General features: G+C 74.5%; 13 protein-coding genes. 8 read left to right on the top strand and 5 right to left on the bottom strand.

The genetic code is table 11. The features are described from left to right. Positions 1-46: 46 nt before the first annotated feature. Both ACN27C_RS02790 and purE read left to right on the top strand, forming a co-directional pair. Positions 47-1,207 (top strand): 5-(carboxyamino)imidazole ribonucleotide synthase, encoded by a 1,161-nt coding sequence (locus ACN27C_RS02790; RefSeq protein WP_269702106.1) that lies wholly within the window; start codon positions 47-49, stop codon positions 1,205-1,207. Next, entirely contained in the window at positions 1,204-1,695 is a 492-nt protein-coding gene (gene purE / locus ACN27C_RS02785; RefSeq protein ID WP_422750368.1) for a 5-(carboxyamino)imidazole ribonucleotide mutase, read from the top strand. Before ACN27C_RS02790 ends, purE begins: the two co-directional genes overlap by 4 nt. Before the next feature lie 386 nt (positions 1,696-2,081). Here the strand turns inward: purE and ACN27C_RS02780 are convergent, their stop codons facing one another. Continuing rightward, positions 2,082-6,995 carry an SCO7613 C-terminal domain-containing membrane protein gene (locus ACN27C_RS02780; RefSeq protein WP_422750367.1) on the bottom strand — a complete coding sequence of 1,638 codons (4,914 nt, stop codon included), beginning with the start codon at positions 6,993-6,995 and terminating at the stop codon, positions 2,082-2,084. A gap of 163 nt (positions 6,996-7,158) precedes the next feature. Then, entirely contained in the window at positions 7,159-8,586 is a 1,428-nt protein-coding gene (locus ACN27C_RS02775) for a UDP-glucose dehydrogenase family protein (RefSeq protein ID WP_120571563.1), read from the bottom strand. Positions 8,587-8,832: 246 nt separating this feature from the next. On the opposite strand from ACN27C_RS02775, the gene ACN27C_RS02770 reads away from it, so the two are divergent. Continuing rightward, on the top strand, positions 8,833-9,996 hold the full coding sequence (locus tag ACN27C_RS02770) for an acyl-CoA dehydrogenase family protein (RefSeq protein ID WP_120571562.1): 1,164 nt from the start codon (positions 8,833-8,835) through the stop codon (positions 9,994-9,996). A gap of 54 nt (positions 9,997-10,050) precedes the next feature. Here the strand turns inward: ACN27C_RS02770 and ACN27C_RS02765 are convergent, their stop codons facing one another. Beyond that, entirely contained in the window at positions 10,051-10,704 is a 654-nt protein-coding gene (locus tag ACN27C_RS02765; protein WP_358169552.1) for a hypothetical protein, read from the bottom strand. Between the two features lie 23 nt (positions 10,705-10,727). Here ACN27C_RS02765 and ACN27C_RS02760 point away from each other — a divergent pair, with 23 nt between their 5' ends. Then, positions 10,728-11,243, top strand: a complete 516-nt coding sequence (locus ACN27C_RS02760; protein ID WP_091418577.1) for an acyl-CoA thioesterase — start codon at positions 10,728-10,730, stop codon at positions 11,241-11,243. 154 nt (positions 11,244-11,397) lie between these two features. Beyond that, positions 11,398-13,389 (top strand): acetoacetate--CoA ligase, encoded by a 1,992-nt coding sequence (locus ACN27C_RS02755; RefSeq protein WP_422750366.1) that lies wholly within the window; start codon positions 11,398-11,400, stop codon positions 13,387-13,389. Between the two features lie 89 nt (positions 13,390-13,478). On the opposite strand, the gene ACN27C_RS02750 is transcribed toward ACN27C_RS02755, so the two are convergent. Further along, on the bottom strand, positions 13,479-14,168 hold the full coding sequence (locus ACN27C_RS02750) for a TIGR03089 family protein (RefSeq protein ID WP_422750365.1): 690 nt from the start codon (positions 14,166-14,168) through the stop codon (positions 13,479-13,481). 150 nt (positions 14,169-14,318) lie between these two features. Between ACN27C_RS02750 and ACN27C_RS02745 the strand changes: the two genes are divergently transcribed. Together ACN27C_RS02745 and ACN27C_RS02740 are read left to right on the top strand one after the other, a co-directional pair. Beyond that, a complete protein-coding gene (locus ACN27C_RS02745; protein ID WP_091418585.1) occupies positions 14,319-15,464 on the top strand; it encodes a glycosyltransferase family 4 protein in 1,146 nt (381 codons plus the stop codon). Between the two features lie 64 nt (positions 15,465-15,528). Then, positions 15,529-16,620, top strand: a complete 1,092-nt coding sequence (locus tag ACN27C_RS02740) for a mannose-1-phosphate guanylyltransferase (RefSeq protein WP_252449791.1) — start codon at positions 15,529-15,531, stop codon at positions 16,618-16,620. Positions 16,621-16,675: 55 nt separating this feature from the next. Here the strand turns inward: ACN27C_RS02740 and ACN27C_RS02735 are convergent, their stop codons facing one another. Further along, positions 16,676-17,245, bottom strand: coding sequence for an NUDIX hydrolase (locus ACN27C_RS02735; protein WP_121683628.1), 570 nt, complete (start codon positions 17,243-17,245; stop codon positions 16,676-16,678). Between the two features lie 39 nt (positions 17,246-17,284). Here ACN27C_RS02735 and ACN27C_RS02730 point away from each other — a divergent pair, with 39 nt between their 5' ends. After that, entirely contained in the window at positions 17,285-18,328 is a 1,044-nt protein-coding gene (locus tag ACN27C_RS02730) for a hypothetical protein (protein WP_422750364.1), read from the top strand. The last annotated feature ends 112 nt before the right edge of the window (positions 18,329-18,440 follow it).

Raw genomic sequence — 18,440 nt, 5'->3', positions numbered from 1 at the left:
CCCTCACGGTCCGGCCCGGTACCGGCCCTTATAGGCTGGCGGCGCTATGGACTCCCGTACCGGTCTCCCCGTCGTGGGCATGGTGGGTGGCGGCCAGCTCGCCCGGATGACCCACCAGGCCGCCATCGCTCTCGGCCAGTCGCTGCGCGTGCTGGCGCAAGCCCCGGACGACGGCGCCGCGCTGGTCGCCGCCGACGTCCAGTACGGCGACCACACCGACCTGGCCGCGCTGCGTACGTTCGCCAAGGGCTGCGACGTGGTCACCTTCGACCACGAGCACGTCCCCAACGAGCACATCCGCGCCCTGACCGACGAGGGCGTGAAGCTGTTCCCGCCGGCCGAGGCGCTGGTGCACGCGCAGGACAAGCGGGTGATGCGGGAACGGCTCGGCGAGCTGGGCGCGCCGAACCCGGCCTGGCGTCCGGTGGAGTCCCCGGCCGACCTGATCGCCTTCGGCGAGGAGACGGGCTGGCCGGTGGTGCTCAAGGCCGCCCGGGGCGGCTACGACGGCCGCGGCGTCTGGATGGTCGACGACGCCGGCCAGGCCGGCGAGCTGGCCGCCACGCTGCTCGCGGGTGGCACCCCGCTGCTGGTCGAGGAGCGGGTGGCGCTGCGCCGGGAGCTGGCCGTGCAGGTTGCCCGCTCGCCGTTCGGGCAGGTCGCCGCGTACCCGGTGGTGGAGACGGTGCAGCGCGACGGCATCTGCGTCGAGGTGCTCGCGCCCGCGCCCGACCTGCCCGAGGAGCAGGCCGTGGCCGCGCAGCAGCTCGCCATCGACCTGGCCACCGCGCTCGGCGTGGTCGGCCTGCTCGCGGTGGAGCTGTTCGACACGCCGTCCGGGCTGGTCGTCAACGAGTTGGCGATGCGGCCGCACAACTCCGGGCACTGGACCATCGAGGGGGCCCGGACCTCGCAGTTCGAGCAGCACCTGCGGGCGGTGCTCGACTACCCGATGGGGGACACCTCGCTGACCGCGCCGGTCGTGGTGATGGCGAACGTGCTCGGCGGCGAGCCGGGCGGAATCTCCATCGACGAGCGGCTGCACCACCTGTTCGCCGCCGAGCCCGGTGCCAAGGTCCACCTGTACGGCAAGCAGGTCCGCCCGGGCCGCAAGATCGGGCACGTCACCGTGCTCGGCAACGACCTCGACGACGTACGGGCCCGGGCCGCGCGTGCCGCCCGCTGGCTCCAGGAGGGGCAGGCATGAGCACCGTCGGGCTGATCATGGGCAGCGACTCGGACTGGCCGGTCATGAAGGCCGCCGCCGAGGCGCTCGACGAGTTCGGCGTGCCGTACGAGGTGGGTGTGGTCTCCGCGCACCGCACCCCGGACAAGATGATCGAGTACGGCCGGACCGCCGCCGGCCGGGGTGTCCAGGTGATCATCGCGGGTGCGGGCGGAGCGGCGCACCTGCCCGGCATGGTCGCCTCGGTCACCCCGCTGCCGGTCATCGGCGTCCCGGTGCCGCTGAAGTACCTGGACGGCATGGACTCGCTGCTGTCCATCGTGCAGATGCCGGCCGGCGTGCCGGTCGCCACCGTGTCGATCGGCAACGCCCGCAACGCCGGCCTGCTGGCGGTACGCATCCTGGGCGCCTCCGACCCCGTGCTGCGCGACAGGATGGCCGCCTACCAGGCGAGCCTGGAGGATCTGGTCGCCGAGAAGGAAGCCGCGCTGCGCGCCTCCCTGATCTGACCACCCGTCACCCTGCGTGCTCAACCCGCCTGGTTGCTCTGCGTGACCAACCTGGCGGGCGAGGATTGGTGCCCTCCGCCTCCTTTGCTCTGCAGCCATCGGCGCAGCGCGGCCACGACCTGCGACGCGGCATTTCGACGCCGACGGCTCGGCGACGGCGATCGTCACGTCGGGTAACTGCTGCGTCGGTGGGTGCAGAGCAAAGGCGGCAGAGGGGAATGCTCGCGCCTCGCCCTGCCGACACGGATTGTGACCGAATTGAGGGCGGTCGCGCACGGGACCTGCGGACCCGGACGCGCGCCGGCTAGGCCGACCAGTCACAGCCAGGCGGGGTCACAGCCCGGGCCAGTCGCAGCCCGGGCCGGTCACAGCCCGGGCCGGACGGCTCACCGCATGCCGCGCAGCGCGGTCTGGAGGCGTTCCTGGGCGCGACGGCGACGTTCGTTGCTCGCACCGAGCACCAGCAGCACGATGCCGACCGGGATCAGCACCAGCCACGGGCCGAGGCTGAACAACGCGTGCACGGCCGCGATCGCGGTCACCGTCGCGCCGACGATCACCGGGGCCTGCTGCCGGCTGGTCGAGCCGAAGATCAGCACCGCGACGGCGCCGAGCAGCAGCAGCACCTGACGCAGCATGCTCGATTCGGTCGCGATGACGATCGCCAGCGTGGGCAGGAACGCGGTGACCAGCGCCGGCCCGTACGCCACCCAGCTCGACAGGTCGGGCCGGTGCCGCAGTTGCAGGACGCCGACCAGCAGGGCGAGCGCGGCGAACGGCAGCGTGTACGCCTCCGGCAGCGCCACGTCGGCCACCCGCATCAGGATCCACCAGGCGCTGATCTCGCAGGCCACCACCGCCCAGAACAGAAGGTTGCGCTCCATCGGCCGGCGTCCCGGACGGCTGGCCGCCACCCCGAGGACCGCGCCCCACGCGGCCAGCAGCGCGGCGATGTGCCGGGGCGAGTCGTACGCCAGCGCCAGCGCGATGAGCGCCGCCCCGAAGCCGCTCCACTCGACTGTGGCCGCCTCCCGGTACGCCTCGGGGCGGCGCAGCCGGGGCAGCGTGGCGGCGAACACCTGCAACGCCGCGCCGACCGCGAGCACCCCGAACGCGGACCAGACGGCCGCCAGCCCGGACTTCAGGCCGATCGTGAGCACGAACAGCTGAGCCATCACCGAGCCGAACAACCAGCCCAGGATGCGCGCCCGCTGGGTGGTGCCGAACAGCGCGGCGACGGCACCCACGCCGACCGCCCCGCCGAGCGTGAACACGGTCAGGTCGCTCGTGGCGAGGCTGCCGGCGAGCCCGGCGCCACCGGCGGCCAGCCCGAGCGCGAAGACCAGCACCCGGGCCACCCGGATCGACCGGCCCGGCTCGGCGATCGCCGGCGGCGGGGTGAGCGCCAGCCCGAGCATCGAGATGGTGAACACCGCGAGCGCGGCCAGCGCGGTCACCGGCCAGCCCTTGCCGAGCGCCACCGGCGTGATCAGCAGCGTGATCGCCGCGCCGGGCAGGATCACCGGCACCGCCCGGGACCGGCGCCCGCCGCTGAACCCGGTGGCGGCGAGTGCCGCGGTCACTGTCAGCAGCAGCGCGGTGAGCACGTGCGTGGGGTTGACCGCCTCCGGCGGCGGGGTCAGCAACTCCGGTGGCGGGCCCTGCCACACCCGGCTCAGCACCGCGAAGGGCGAGAACAGCGCCACCACGAGCGACGGCGCCAGGGTGGCCAGCGCCAGCGCGGTGGGCAGCGCCGCGGCGGCGAGCGCACCGGCGGCCGGGCTGACCCGCCAGCGCAGCTCGGGATCGTCCGGGGCACGCCGCAGCGCGCCGTTGAGCAGCACGGTCCAGCGGCGTACCGGCCGGCCCGAACCGGCGGGCGGGACGGTGGCGGCCCGCACCAGCTCCGCGAGCACGCCGAGCAGCGCGGCGGCGGCGGCGAACACGCCCGCCGGCAGGCCGACAGCGAGCGCCGCGGCGGCGGTGACGGTGGCCGCGCCGACCACCGCGACGCTGGCGTACGGAAGGTACTGCGGCACCTGCCGGCGTACCGCCGCGATCGCGGCCAGACCGATGCTGGCGGCGGCGAGCGCGGCGGTGAGCACCACCTGGGGCGGGCGGCCGTACTCGACTGCCAGCGCGGCCACCGCGCCGGGCAGCGCGAGCACTGCGGCTCCGGCACCCGCGCCGCCCACCTGCACCAGGTGCGGCGGCATGCCCTCGTTGCGGATGTCGTCGACGAGCGACGGCGCGAGCGTGCGGGCCACCGCGGCCACCGTCGCGCCGATCAGCGCGATGCTGCCGAGCGCCAGCGCCGTGGTCCACGGCCGTACCAGCCCGGCCCCGGCCGCGTGCAGCGCCACCACCCCGGCCACGGTGGCCCGGGACAGCGCGGCCCGGGGATCGACAGCGGCCGCGGCGGCCATGCCGTAGACGGTGGCGACCATGCAGCCGACCAGCACCGGGGACCACCAGGGCAGGTCGAACGCGGCGGGTGCGCCCACCGTGGCGAGCACGGCGGCCAGGCCGGAGACGTCGTACTTCCACGGTGGCGGCAGCAGGATGGCCGCTGTCACCGCCAGCAGCGCCAGCGCCACCGGGGCCTGCCAGGTCGAGCCGCCGGTCGGCGCGGCCGGCCAGCCGGTCAGGTCGCCGGCCCAGATCGGGCCGGGCGTGGCGAGCACGCCGAGCCCGCCGCGCAAGGCGCTCCAGGCGGCGATCAACCCGATCAGCGTGCCACCGGCGGCGATGCCGAGGATCGGGCCGCGCCGCCACTCGTCGGGCAACGCCCGGGCGGCCACCGCGACCAGCAGCACCAGTGCGGAGGCCACCACGAGCTGGCCGCCGGGAGCGAGCACCGCGGCGATCCGGGCCAGCGTGGCGACGAGCGCCACCGTGGTGGCGGCCAGCGCCAGGTCGGACCCGTCGAGGGACATGTCGGCCCGGCGCCCGGCGTCGATGCGCGGAGCGAGCGCCAGCAGCGCGGCGGCGACCAGGAGCAGGCTGCCCACCCAGGCGTCGGCCGAGGTCGCGCCCGGCGCGCCGAACGCGGCGGCGGCGACTGCCACCGCGCCGAGCACCGTGCCGAGCGCGTGCGGCATGCTCAGATGCCGCTGCGCCACCTGCACCAGGGCGGCGTAGCCGAGCGTCACGCAGACGGCGAGGAAACTCGCCGCGAGGATCGGCACGGTGATCTCACGCAGGTTCGCCGGTGTGGCGACCGGCGGCGTCGGCACCGTGGCCGCCACGAACGCGGCGACGGCGCCGGGCAGGGCGAACGCCGCGCCACCGGCGGCCCAGGCGCAGACCGTCTCCGTCGCGGCGGCGGCGAGCCGGACCCGGGGGGCGAGGGACACCAGCGCCCCGGCCAGGAACAGCACCGTCAGCGCGGCGGCGGTGAGCGCCGGGCGGGCGAGCGCCGCGCCCGCGCCGATCAGGCCCAGCCCGCCCGCTGTCACCGCGTGCGCCGCCGCGGCCCGTTCGGTGCGTGCGGTCAGCCCGAGCACGCCGACCGCGACAGCGGTCAGCAGCATCGGCCAGCAGGCCGCCGCCCAGCCGAGACCGAGCGACGCGGGTACGGCGAGCGCGGTGAGCGCCGCACCGACCACGGCGAACTCGCGCCGGATCTCGGCCGGCAACGCGATCACGGCGGCGACGGTCAGCAGCAACGCGCTGGCCGCGAGCTGCCAGCCGGTCGGGCCGACCGCCCCGGCCAGCTCGGCGTGCCATTCGCTCAGGTCCGCCGACCACGCGGGCAACGCGGCCCGGACCGGGGCCAGCCCGGCGCGCAACGCGCCACCGGCCACCACCAGGCCGCTGACCGTGAGCGCCACCGCGGAGGCGATCTGCGGACCACGCCGGGCCGTCTCCGGTACGGCCCGGACGGCGAGCCCGGTCAGCGCGATGACGGCGGAGATGAGCAGCAGGGACCGGCCGGGCAGGGCCACCGAGGCGACCCGCCCGAGCGCGCCGATGACCGCCAGCGTGAGGATGCCGGCGCCCACGTCCGGCAGCGGCGGCCGGCGCAGCACCAGCGTCCCGGCCAGCGCGACCAGGGCAGCGAGCAGCAGCACCGTGCCCGCGGCTGCGGCCGGCGGCACCGTGGCGGCGCGCAGCAGGCCGGTGACCGCGTACGCCAGCGCGAACGCGACCGCCACGCCGTGCAGCAGCCAGGTCAGCTCGGGCAGCCAGGGCACCGGTCGGGCGGTGCCGGTGGCGGCCGGACCCGGCGGCGTCTCACCGCCCAGCACCTCGGCGGACTCCTCCGGCGCCGACTCGGGCCGGTCGTCGTCGGCGCGTTGCCGGGGCGGGACGGGCGGGGCCGGCTCGGTGGCGGGCAGGTCACGCCGGACGGGGCGCTCGCGTACCACCGCCGAACGGGCGAGCGCCAGGTCGAGCACGGCCACCACGGTCAGCACCAGCGCCCAGCCGACCGGCCCGGTGATCCGCTCGTACGCCAGCAGGGGAAGCACCGGCTGGGCGGCCAGCACGGTGGCGAAGCGTGGCGCGCGCAGACCGGTCCCGTAGGCGTACCCGAGGGCGACGAGCGTGGTGACCAGGAAGATCGTCCCGGCGAACGCGGCGCCCGACGAGCCGCCGCCGATCCGGTCCACGGCCCAGAGCGCGTACCCGGCCAGCGGCACCAGCAGCAACCCGACCGCCGCGATGGTCTCGGCGGTGGAGGTGAGCCCGCGCCGGGCCAGCACCGGCGGGGCGAGCAGCATCAGCGCCGTCGCCACGAGCAGCACGCCGAGGCGGGCCAGCGCGTCCATCGAGCTGGTGGCGACCGCGGCGAAGACCACGGCGGCGACGCCGAGCAGGAGCGCGCCCAGCCCGAGCGGGATGTTCTGCACCTCGCGCGAGGACGCCTCGGGCGGGTGCTCCGGGTCGTCCGCGTCGAGCCAGCGCGGGCGACCGCGCGGCGGCGACGGGGGCAGGTCCTCCGGTGGGCCGGGCGGCGGGGTGCCCTGGCGGGGCACCCGGGGCGGCGCGCCGGTGGCGGCGGTGGGCGGGCGGCGGCCGGGCCGGCGGCGCAGGACCCGGCGCGGCCGGGTGGCCTGCCGGATCCGTTCCTCACCGGCGTGCGCCAGGATGTCCCGCTGGAAGAGGGCGGCCTGCATCTTGGCGGCGATCTGCCGCTGTTCCCGGGCGATCTCGGCGTCGCGGGCCTTCATCTCGGCGATCGAGCGCTCGATTTCGGCCAGGTGCTCGGCCCACTGGGGCTGGTGCGCGCCGCAGTGCGGGCAGACGACGGCGGGCTTGATGTCCTGCCCGCACGAGGCGCACCTGAAGCTCTCCACGACAGTCTCCCGTCCCGCCCGTGCCCCCGCACTGTGGACCTCCCAGAGGCAGCATGCCTTGAGTGGGCCGGGATTTCGACAGTTGCCGCCGCGTTCCGGACAACAAAAACGGACCGGCCGCCGGGGAGACGTTCCCCGGCGGCCGGTCCGCACGGTCAGCGGGTCAGGGGCGGCCCATGCCGCGGTACTCCCAGCCGGCCTGCGTCCACAGTGTCGAGTCGAGGCAGTTGCGCCCGTCGACCACCTTGCGGCCGTTCGCCAGCTCGCCCAGGGCGACCGGGTCGGCGTTGCGGAACTCGGCCCACTCGGTGAGCACGCAGACCAGGTCGGCGCCGCGGACGGCGTCGTTCATGGTCTCCTCGTACGTCAGCTCGGGCACCGCCCGGCGCGCGTTCTCGATCCCCTGCGGGTCGAACACGTGCACGTCGGCGCCGGCCTTGCCGAGCAGCGAGGCGACCGCGAGCGCCGGCGCGTCGCGTACGTCGTCGGTGTTGGGTTTGAACGTGGCGCCGAGCACCGCGACCCGGGTGCCGGAGAGGTCCGGGCCGGCCGGGCCGGAGCGGCGGCCGAGCAGTTCGGCGGCGAGCTGCACCACGCGGCTGCGGCGGCGCTGGTTGATCAGGTCGACCTCGTGCAGGAAGCGCAGCGCCTCACCGGCGCCCAGCTCCTGCGCCCGGGCCTGGAAGGCGCGGATGTCCTTGGGCAGGCAGGCGCCGCCGAAGCCCAGCCCGGCCTGGAGGAAGCGGTTGCCGATACGCGGGTCGTAGCCGATCGAGCGGGCGAGCTGGGTGACGTCGCCGCCGGCCGCCTCGCAGACCTCGGCCATCGCGTTGATGAAGGAGATCTTGGTGGCGAGGAACGCGTTCGCGGCGACCTTGACCAGCTCGGCGGTGGCGAAGTCGGTGACCACCAGCGGCACCTCGCGGTCCTCGGTGGCGGCGAGGTCGAAGACGCCTTTGTGGGCGGCGAAGAGCATGCCGTTGGCCCACTCGCTCTTGACGCCGACCACGATCCGGTTCGGACGGAGCACGTCGTCGACGGCGAAGCCCTCCTGGAGGAACTCGGGGCTCCACGCCACCTCGACGCCGAGGTCGGCCGGGGTGTGCTTGCCGACGAGCTGCTCCACCCACTCGGCGGTGCCCACCGGCACGGTGGACTTGCCGACGATCAGCGCCTTGCGGGTCAGGTGCTGGGCGAGGCTGGTCACGGACGCCTCGACGTACGACAGGTCGGCGCCCATCCCGTCGGCCCGCTGCGGGGTGCCGACGCAGATGAAGTGGACGTCGCCGAAGTCGGCGGTCTCCTGGATGTCGGTGCTGAACCGCAGCCGCCCGGCGGCCAGGTTGCGCCGCAGCAGCTCGTCGAGGCCCGGCTCGTGGATCGGCACCTCGCCCGCGTTCAGCTTGGCGATCTTGTCCGCGTCGACGTCGAAGCCGAGCACCTCGTAGCCCAGCTCCGCGTAGCAGATGGCGTAGGTCGCACCGAGGTAGCCGGTGCCGAGGAACGTCACCCGCGGGCGGGCGGCGCCGGACGGCGGGGTCACCGCGGCGATGGCGGGCATCGGCTGGGTGTTCGGGTACGGAATCGTCACGCCTGTCTTCTCCGCTCGCACTGGCGGCGCTTCCACGCGTCGCATTCTGCTGGGGCGCCGAGCCGGGCACCGAGGGAACTGGATGTCTGCTGTGAGGGTAATGGGGTCGGGCGGGCGAGGCTCGGGCGCGAGCCTACCCGCCGGTAAGGTTCGGCCGGGGCCGGTGGCTATCCTTCAGTTTGCGGCAGTCGTCGGCCTCCGGGCGGCACAGACTGCGCATGATAGCGGTGAAAGGGGAGGGCCGACATGGCCGCAGAGCAGTCGTTCGACGTCTACCGGTTGCCGGAGGAGCACGAGGCGATCCGGGAGGCGGTCCGTGAGGTCTGTGCGGCCAAGGTGGCTCCGCACGCCGCCGAGGCGGACGAGACAGGTGAGTTCCCCAAGGCGTCCTACGAGGCTCTGCGCGCGGCCGACTTCCACGCCCCGCACATCCCGGTCGAGTACGGCGGCGCCGGCGCCGATGCGCTGGCCACGGCCATCGTGATCGAGGAGGTGGCCCGGGCCTGCGCGTCGTCCTCGCTGATCCCGGCGGTGAACAAGCTGGGCACCATGCCGCTGCTGCTGGCCGGCTCCGAGGAGCTGAAGCGCAAGTACCTCACCCCGGTCGCGGCCGGGGAGGGCATGTTCTCCTACTGCCTCTCCGAGCCGGAGGCGGGCAGCGACGCCGCCTCGATGACCACCAAGGCGGTACGTGACGGAGACCACTGGGTGCTCAACGGCGTGAAGCGGTGGATCACCAACGCGGGCGTGTCCGAGTACTACACCGTGTTCGCCGTGACCGATCCCACAGCCCGGTCGAAGGGCATCTCCGCGTTCGTGGTGGAGAAGTCCGACCCGGGTGTCAGCTTCGGCGCGCCGGAGAAGAAGCTCGGCATCAAGGGCTCGCCCACCCGCGAGGTCTACTTCGACAACGTCCGGATCCCGGCCGACCGCATGATCGGCGCCGAGGGCACCGGCTTCGCCACCGCCATGAAGACGCTGGACCACACCCGGGTCACCATCGCCGCCCAGGCGGTCGGCATCGCGCAGGGCGCGCTGGACTACGCCAAGGGCTACGTCCAGGAGCGCAAGCAGTTCGGCAAGGCGGTCGCCGACTTCCAGGGCATCCAGTTCATGCTCGCCGACATGGGCATGAAGCTGGAGGCGGCGCGGCAGCTCACGTACACCGCCGCCGGCAAGTCCGAGCGCGGCGACGCGGACCTGACCTACTTCGGCGCGGCCGCGAAGTGCTTCGCGTCGGACGCCGCCATGGAGATCACCACGGACGCGGTCCAGCTGCTCGGCGGCTACGGCTACACCCGCGACTACCCGGTCGAGCGGATGATGCGGGACGCCAAGATCACCCAGATCTACGAGGGCACCAACCAGGTGCAGCGCATCGTGATGGCGCGTCAGCTGCTCAAGGGCTGACGGCAGGGCGTTCGGGCGGGCGGGCCGGTTTCGTACCGGCCCGCCCGCGCTCGTTCAACGGCTTTCGGTGCCCTCCGGCCGGCCCGCGCCGCGCGGGGGCGCGGACCACGGCGACTCGCCGCCGGTGCGGCGGGGCAGGGGTTCGGTGGGGGCTTCGGGGTACGCCAGCGTGAGCGGCGGCGTGTCCGGGTCCTTCGCCGGCGCCGGGGGCCAGTCGGCGAGCGCCGGCTTGTGCTCCACCGGTGTGACGGCCGGGGTCAGCTCCGCCTCGGCCGTCGCGGGTGTGGCGGGGCGCCGCCAGCGGCTCGTGCTGAACACGGCCATCAGCAGCAGCACGCCGATGAGGAACAGCGTGCCGTTGTCGAGCGGGTCGCGCAGCGGCAGCGGGTCACCGAGCAGCTTCAGGTCGTCCGGCACCCGGTCCCGCACACTGAACGGCGCGACGAACAGTCCGAGGTACGGGACAGCGAGCAGCAGGCCGGCCACCAGCGGGCCGAACGGCGAGAAGCGCAACGTGCCGAGCAGGCCGAGCAGGATGCCGGCGACGCCCAGATAGACGGCCGGCTCGATCAGGTTCGGCGTGCTGTACGTCCCGATCTCCACCCAGCGGTCGACGGTCCGCTCAGATCCGTCCTGACCGAGCGTGACGAGCACCCAGGTGACGGGTGCCACCGCCAACCCGGCGAGGAAGCTCCAGAGATGTCGCATCCGCGCACCGTACCGTTTCCGGCATGACAGATCATCCCGCGGTCCCGCCGGGTAAGCCGACCTCGTACTCCCGTGTCACGCTCAGTCGCATCATGACCGCGGTCGATGTCAATCTGTACGGGACCGTGCACGGTGGGGTACTGATGAAATTCGTGGACGACGTTGCCGGTGCGGCGGCTGCGCGGCACAGCGGCGGCACCGCGGTGACCGCCTCCATCGACGAGATCGTCTTCTCCGAGCCGGTCCGGGTGGGCGACCTCGTGCACGCGCACGCACAGATCAACTGGACCGGCCAGACCTCGATGGAGGTCGGGGTGCGGGTGGTCGCCGAGCGCTGGGACTCGGCCGAGGAGGAGCCGGTCCGGGTCGCCACCGCGTACCTGGTCTTCGTGGGCGTCGACGTGGGCGGCTCGCCCCGCCCGGTCCGCCCGGTGCTGCCCGAGACGCCGGAGGACGAGCGCCGCTTCCGGGAGGCCGAGATCCGGCGCGCGCACCGGCTCGCCCGGCGCCGCGCGATCCAGGCCCACCGGGCCGGCTGACCGGTGCCCCGCCCACACCGGCCCGGGGTGCGGGGTGTGGGCGGGGCACGCCCCGTACGGCGCACCCGGCGCGGACAATGGCGGCACGAGGTAGGGCAAGATGGCGCCACGGCTCCGGCACACCGTCGTGGCGGGCCCAGGGGAGGGTGGAACAGTGGCTGACGTGCTGTGGACGCCGCCGGCGGACGTGCGGGAGCGGTCCCGGATCGGTGACTACCTGCGCTGGCTGGCCGAGCACCGCGGGCTGGAGTTCGCCGACTACGACGCGCTGTGGCAGTGGTCGGTGACCGACCTGGACGCGTTCTGGCGCTCGATCTGGGACTGGTTCGACGTCGTCGCGCACACCCCGCCGAGCGCCACCCTCACCGACCGGTCCATGCCGGGCGCCCGCTGGTTCCCCGGCGCGACGCTCAACTACGCCGAGAACGTGCTGCGGATGCCGGGGCTGGGCGACGACGACCCGGCGGTGATCGCACACGGGCAGACCCGTGCACCGGAGACGCTCACCGCGGCCGGGCTGCGTGAGCGGGTCCGCCGGGTGGCCGCCGGGCTGCGCCGCCTCGGCGTGGGGCCGGGCGACCGCGTGGCCGCGTACGCGCCGAACATCCCCGAGACGTACGTGCTGCTGCTCGCCACCGCCAGCCTCGGCGCGATCTTCTCCTCCTGCGCGCCCGAGTTCGGCACCCGCAGCGTCACCGACCGCTGGCAGCAGATCGAGCCCACGGTGCTGGTCGCCGTGGACGGCTACCGGTACGGCGACAAGCCGGTCGACCGGCGCGCCGAGGTGGCCGCGATCCGGGCCGCGCTGCCGTCGCTGCGGCACACCGTCGCCGTCGCGTACCTCGATCCGGACGGCCCGGCGCCCGACGGCGCGCTGCCGTGGGCGGAGCTGGCGGCGGACACCGACGAGCCGCTGACGTTCACGCCGGTCGCCTTCGACCACCCGCTGTACGTGCTCTACTCCTCCGGCACCACCGGCCTGCCCAAGCCGATCGTGCACGGCCACGGCGGCATCCTGCTGGAACACCTCAAGATGCTGGCGCTGCACCACGACCTGGGTCCGTCCGACCGGTTCCTGTGGTTCACCACGACCGGCTGGATGATGTGGAACTTCCTGGTCTCCGGCCCGGCGGTGGGCGCGGCGATCGTGCTGTTCGACGGCAACCCGGGCCATCCCGACCTGGGCGCGCTGTGGCGGCTGGCCGCCGACACCGGCACCACGTACTTCGGTACGTCCGCGCCGTTCCTGCTGGCCTGCCGCAAGGCCGGCCTGGTGCCGCGCGAGGTCGCCGACCTGTCCGCGGTGCGCGGCCTCGGCTCGACCGGCGCGCCGCTGCCGGCCGAGGGCTTCACCTGGGTGTACGAGAACGTCAGCGACCGCCTCCAGCTCCAGTCGCTGTCCGGCGGCACCGACGTGTGCACCGGGTTCGTGGGCGGCGTGCCGCTGCTGCCGGTGTACGCCGGTGAGATCGCCTGCCGGGCGCTCGGCGCGAAGGTGGAGGCCCGCTCCGCCGACGGCAGCGCCGTGATCGGGCAACTCGGCGAGCTGGTGATCACCGAGCCGATGCCGAGCATGCCGGTCGGGTTCTGGAACGACCCGGACGGCGCCCGCTACCGGGAGGCGTACTTCGAGGTCTATCCCGGCGTGTGGCGCCACGGCGACTGGATCACCGTGAACGAGCGCGGCGGGTGCGTGATCACCGGCCGGTCCGACGCCACGCTCAACCGGGGCGGCGTACGGCTGGGCACCGCCGAGTTCTACTCCGTGGTCGAGGGACTGGACGAGGTGGTCGACTCGGTGGTCGTGCACCTGGAGGACGACGAGGGCGGCGCGGGCGAGCTGCTGCTGTTCGTGGTGCTCGCCGACGGCCTGGAACTCGACGACGAGATGCGGCGAAAGATCTGCCGGGAGCTGCGTACCGCCCTGTCGCCGCGGCACGTGCCGGACGAGATCCACCAGGTCCGGGCCGTGCCGCGCACGTTGAGCGCGAAGAAGCTGGAGGTGCCGGTGAAGAAGATCCTGACGGGCACCCCGGTGGACAGCGCGGCGGCCAAGGGTGCCCTGGCCAATCCCGAGTCCCTGACGGCGTTCGCCGCCCTGGCCCAGCGCCGGGCCGCCACCGACAGCCCTGTCTCCCCTCGCTGATCTTGCACTTTCCGCCCCGGCGAAAGGGGCGAATCCCCCGCGCCGAGGACCGAAAGTGCAAGATCGACGGGGAGGGGGAGGGCGGCGGCTCAGGCCAGGGTGTGCGTGGTCTTCTCGGTTTCGGCGCGGGAGGCGAGGCGGGTCGGGTCGGGGTGGGCGCAGGCGACCACGCTGGCTCCTGCCGTGAGCGGGGTGAGCAGCCAGTCGACCGGGTCGGGGTGGGCGGACACGTCCACCAGGAGGCGGTCGCCCTGGGTCAGGCCCAGCTCGGTGGCGCGGGCCGCCGCGCGGGCCAGCAGCGCCGCGTCCCCGTCCCCGGCGGCCGGGTCCGGCGTGAAGTGGTCGCCGTGCCCGCGTACCGCCGTGACGAAGTCGGTGCAGCCCGCCGGCACCTGCCGCATCGGCAGCGCGAACGGGTCGAGCGCCAGCGCGTACCGCTCGCCGGCCGGCCACCCGGCCGACTCGTCCACCCGGTCGGCGGCCACGAACAGCGCCTCCACCGGGCCCGGCGTGCCGGCCACCGTCAGCTTCGCCGACCAGCAGCCGAGCAGCACGGCGGCGGTCTGCCAGTGCGGCGGCAGCAGCACCCCGGCCGCGTCGCCGGGCGCGGCGCCCACCTCGTCGGTGAGCAGGTTGGCGGTCTTCGCCACCCAGTTCGCGAGCGTCGCCCCGGACAGTTCGGTGCGCTCGCCGGTGGCGTCGTCGTACCAGGTCAGCAGCGGTCGGGTGGGGTCGGGCGCGATCGCGTCGGCGAACACCCGGGCAATGTTGTCGGCCATCGGCGCGAACGATACGCGCCCCGCGTGCGTACTCGATGACAACGACAAGTCGGCGTACCGTCGGGTCGCGGTCAGCGCCTTGCGTCCGGCCCGGCGTAGGCTTGCCGAGAGTGTTCTTCCCCACAACTGCGCCACCTGAGGAGTCGCCCCGTGACCGCCGGTCGCCCGCCCCGCGTTCTCATCGACGCCACGAGTGTCCCCGCCGACCGTGGCGGCGTCGGTAGATACGTCGACGGACTGCTCGGCGCGCTGGGCCGGGTCTGCGGCACCGGCGTCGACCTGGCCGTGGTGAGTCTCCGCACCGACCTGGAGCGCTACACCCGGATGCTGCCCGGCGCCGAGGTGATTCCCGCCCCGGCGGCGGTGGCGCACCGGCCGGCGCGGCTGGCCTGGGAGCAGACCGGCCTGCCGCTGCTGGCCCAGCAGGTCGGCGCCGAGGTGCTGCACTCGCCGTTCTACACCTGCCCGCTGCGGGCGGGTTGTCCGGTGACTGTCACCGTGCACGACGCGACGTTCTTCACCGAGCCGGAGCACTACGACAAGTCGCGCCGGACGTTCTTCCGCAGCGCGATCAAGACGTCGCTGCGCCGGGCCGGCCGGGTGATCGTGCCGAGCAAGGCCACCCGCGACGAACTGATCCGGCTGCTGGACGCCGACCCGACCCGGATCGACGTCGCCTACCACGGCGTCGACCAGGACGCGTTCCACGCGCCGGGCGACGAGGAGAAGGCACGTGTCCGGGCCCGGCTGGGTCTCGGCGACAGCAGCTACATCGCGTTCCTCGGGGCCAAGGAGCCGCGCAAGAACGTACCCAACCTGATCCGCGGCTGGGCCCGGGCGGTGGCCGACCGGCCGAACCCGCCCGCGCTGGTGGTGGCCGGCGGCCAGGGGCACGACGACGACATCGACCGCGCGGTGGCCGAGGTCCCGTCGCACCTGCGGCTGCTGCGCCCGGGTTACCTGCGCTACGCCGACCTGCCCGGCTTCCTCGGCGGTGCGCTGGTGGCGGCATACCCGTCCTACGGCGAGGGCTTCGGCCTGCCGATCCTGGAGGCGATGGCGTGCGCCGCCCCGGTGCTCACCACGCCGCGCCTGTCCCTGCCCGAGGTGGGCGGCGACGCGGTCGCCTACACCAGCGAGGACCCGGACCAGATCGCCACCGACCTCGGCGCCCTGCTGGACGACGAGCAGCGGCGGCTGTCCCTGGCCAAGGCCGGTTTCGACCGGGCCAAGGAGTTCACCTGGGAGTCCAGCGCGGAGGTCCACATCGCGGCGTGGCGACGGGCCCGGTCCTGAGCGCCGGTCGCCGGTCCCGGGCGACCGACCGTGACGGCTCGCCCGCTTCGGGCATGATGTGCTGATGTTCTACGCCGTCATCCCGGCGGGCGGCAGCGGCACGAGGTTGTGGCCGTTGTCCCGTGCCGGCCATCCCAAGTTCCTCCACCCGCTGACCGGCACCCCCGCCTCGCTGCTGCAGGCCACTGTCGACCGGTTGTCGCCGTTGACCACCCCGGAGCGCACGCTCGTGGTCACCGGGGCCGCGCACGCCGCGGCGGTGGCTCGGCAACTGGCCGGCCTGCCGGAGGAGAACATCCTGGTCGAGCCGTCGCCGCGGGATTCCTGCGCGGCGATCGCGCTGGCCGCCGCGGTGATCGCCGCCCGGACCCCGGACGCGGTGATGGGCTCGTTCGCCGCCGACCACCTGATCGGCGACCCGGCCCGGCTGGCCGAGGTGGTTCGCCAGGCCATCCGGGGCGCGGAGCAGGGGCTGCTGATGACTGTGGGCATCACCCCGACGCGTCCGGAGACCGGCTACGGCTACCTGGAGACCGGCGACCCGGTGGGTGACGGCCCGCTGCGCCCGGTCCGCGAGTTCAAGGAGAAGCCGGCCGCCGAGGTGGCCGAGGTGTACGTCCGCTCCGGCCGGCACCTCTGGAACGCCAGCATGTTCGTCTGGCGGGTGGACGTCTTCCTGTCCGAGCTGGCCCGCCAGCAGCCGGAGCTGCACGCCGGGATCACCGCCATCGCGGCGGCCTGGGGCACCCCGGAGCAGGACGACGTGCTCGGCCGGATCTGGCCGACGCTGCCCCGGATCTCGGTCGACTACGCGGTGATGGAGGGCGCGGCGACGGCCGGCCGGGTGGCCACGGTGCCCGGCGACTTCGGCTGGAACGACGTGGGCGACTTCCACACGCTCGGCGAGGTGCTGCCCGCCGACGGCGCCGGCAACGTGGTGCTGGGCGGGGACGCGAAGCCGGGCGTGCTGCTGCACGACACCACCGGCACCGTGGTGGTGCCGCACTCCGGCCGGCTGGTGGCGACCGTCGGGGTGCACGACCTGATCGTCGTGGACACCCCTGATGCGCTGCTGGTCTGCCCCCGCGACCGCGCGCAGGACGTGAAGAAGATCGTGGACGAGCTGAAGGAACGCGGCGAGGAGGGCCTGGTCTGATCCGCCGGGCCGCCGGAGTGGCGACGCGTCCGGCGGCGCGGCGTGGTACCGCCGCTCAGCCGCCGGCGTGGCGGGCCAGCACCGCGAGCGCCGGCGGCACGAGCTGGGCGGTGGCGTGGGCGAGCGGCTCGGGCAGCCGGTCCGGCGGGAACCAGCCGAGCGCCTCGGACTCCGCGCTGACCCGCTCGACCGCCCCGGCCGGGGCCAGGACGGCGTACCGGACGTCGTAGTGGAACGACCCGCCCTGGCAGGCGACCTGGTGGATGTCCACGTCGATCGGGTCCGGCTCGACGGTCAGGCCGGTGATGCCGGACTCCTCGGTGGCCTCGCGCAGCGCGGCGGCCACCAGGGTCCGGTCGCCGGGCTCGCAGTGCCCGCCGAGCTGCACCCACCTGCGGATCTTGCCGTGCAGGCAGAGCAGCACCCGGCCGTCCGGGTCGAGCACCAGCGCGCTCGCCGTGACGTGCCCGGCCCGGTGCGTCCGGCTCATCGCCACCGGTCCGTCGGCCAGCAGCGCCAGCGTCCGGTCCCGGGCGGCGTCGGCGGCGGGGCTGGTCGCCGTCCAGCGGCTCAGCGTCGCGACGGCATCGGCGTGCAACTCGGTGTACGGGATGAGATCGGGCACCCGGACACTCTACGAGCGCCGCCTCCGTACCCTGGCGCGGTGACCCTGCGACTCGTCGAGTTCCTGGTGGCCGGTAACGAGGCGAGCGACCTCCTGCCGGTGCGGTCGGCCGCGCTGCTGCGGGCGCACGGCGCGCGCCGCGGCTTCTGGACGGTGCTGGACGAGGGGCCGGTCGAGCAGTGCCTGGCGCTGCTGCTGGAGCGCGACGACGGCCACTGGGAGGCGCACCACGTGGCCGCCGACGCCGGCCGGGAGAACGGCCGGACCGAGGACGGCGAGGCGCTGGCCCACCACGACGGCTGGGTGTACGTCTTCGGCTCGCACTTCGGGTCCAAGGGCGGCCCGCTGCGGCCCCGGCGCGCGTTCGTGGCCCGGTTCCGGGAGGACGACGCGGTGGCCGGGCCGCTGCCGGTACGCGTGGTGCGCAACCGCTTCCGGCTGCACCGGGCGGTGAACGACGCGCTCGCCGCCGCTCCGTTGACGCTGCTGCCGCCCGGTGACCGGGTCCGGCAGCGCTTCATCGTGGAGACGCTGGCCCGGGGCACCGCCCGGGCGAAGAGCTGGGTGACCCGGCTGGCCGCGGACGACCTGCCGATCAACGTCGAGGCGGCGGCGTTCACCCCGGCCGGTACGGCGCTGCTGGGCCTGCGTTTCCCGGTGACCGCCGAGGGAGAGCCGGTCTACGTCGAGCTGGCCGGTGTACCGGAGATGTTCGACGATCCGGAGCGGCCGGGTGAGCTGCTGGCGCTCGGGGCGTACGCGCTGACCGGGGTGACGCCGCCCGGGGCGCTGGCCGGCTTCCGCGCGATCACCTCGACGGGCGACGGCGGCTACGCGGCGGTGACCGGGTCGATCGACGCGCTGGGCAAGGGTTCGGTGCTGCTGGACGACCACCCGCACGGCGGCGAGGTGACCTCCCGGCACGTGCGGTTCCGGCACGACGCGGGCGGGGGTGCGCTGGTGGCCGGGGAGGTGGTGGCGGAGCTGGCGCCGTTCCATCACGTGGAGGGGCTGGCCGAGCTGGCGGGGCGCTGCTACTACGTCACCGACGAGGACCATCGGGTGGCGCTCTGGATCGGATGAGCGAGGGCCGGGCGGCACCCCTGCGACTGCTGTCGCAGACCCTCGTGGTGCCACCCGGCCACGCCCGTCAGCCGGCGTCCGGGTCGACGTTGCACCCCGGCGTCGGCGGGCA

The sequence above is a fragment of the Micromonospora sp. WMMD1219 genome (genome assembly GCF_049315215.1).
GTDB classification, from domain to species: Bacteria; Actinomycetota; Actinomycetes; order Mycobacteriales; family Micromonosporaceae; genus Micromonospora; species Micromonospora tulbaghiae.
Note: the sequence above shows the minus strand (reverse complement) of the source record. Positions and strands in the feature narration are given on the sequence as shown.

Excerpts from the sequence above, each read along its gene's own strand:
- ACN27C_RS02790 (WP_269702106.1), top strand. The coding sequence starts at position 47 with ATGGACTCCCGTACCGGTCTCCCCGTCGTGGGCATGGTGGGTGGCGGC.
- purE (WP_422750368.1), top strand. The coding sequence starts at position 1,204 with ATGAGCACCGTCGGGCTGATCATGGGCAGCGACTCGGACTGGCCGGTC.
- ACN27C_RS02770 (WP_120571562.1), top strand. The coding sequence starts at position 8,833 with ATGGCCGCAGAGCAGTCGTTCGACGTCTACCGGTTGCCGGAGGAGCAC.
- ACN27C_RS02765 (WP_358169552.1), bottom strand. The coding sequence starts at position 10,704 with ATGCGACATCTCTGGAGCTTCCTCGCCGGGTTGGCGGTGGCACCCGTC.
- ACN27C_RS02760 (WP_091418577.1), top strand. The coding sequence starts at position 10,728 with ATGACAGATCATCCCGCGGTCCCGCCGGGTAAGCCGACCTCGTACTCC.
- ACN27C_RS02750 (WP_422750365.1), bottom strand. The coding sequence starts at position 14,168 with ATGGCCGACAACATTGCCCGGGTGTTCGCCGACGCGATCGCGCCCGAC.
- ACN27C_RS02740 (WP_252449791.1), top strand. The coding sequence starts at position 15,529 with ATGTTCTACGCCGTCATCCCGGCGGGCGGCAGCGGCACGAGGTTGTGG.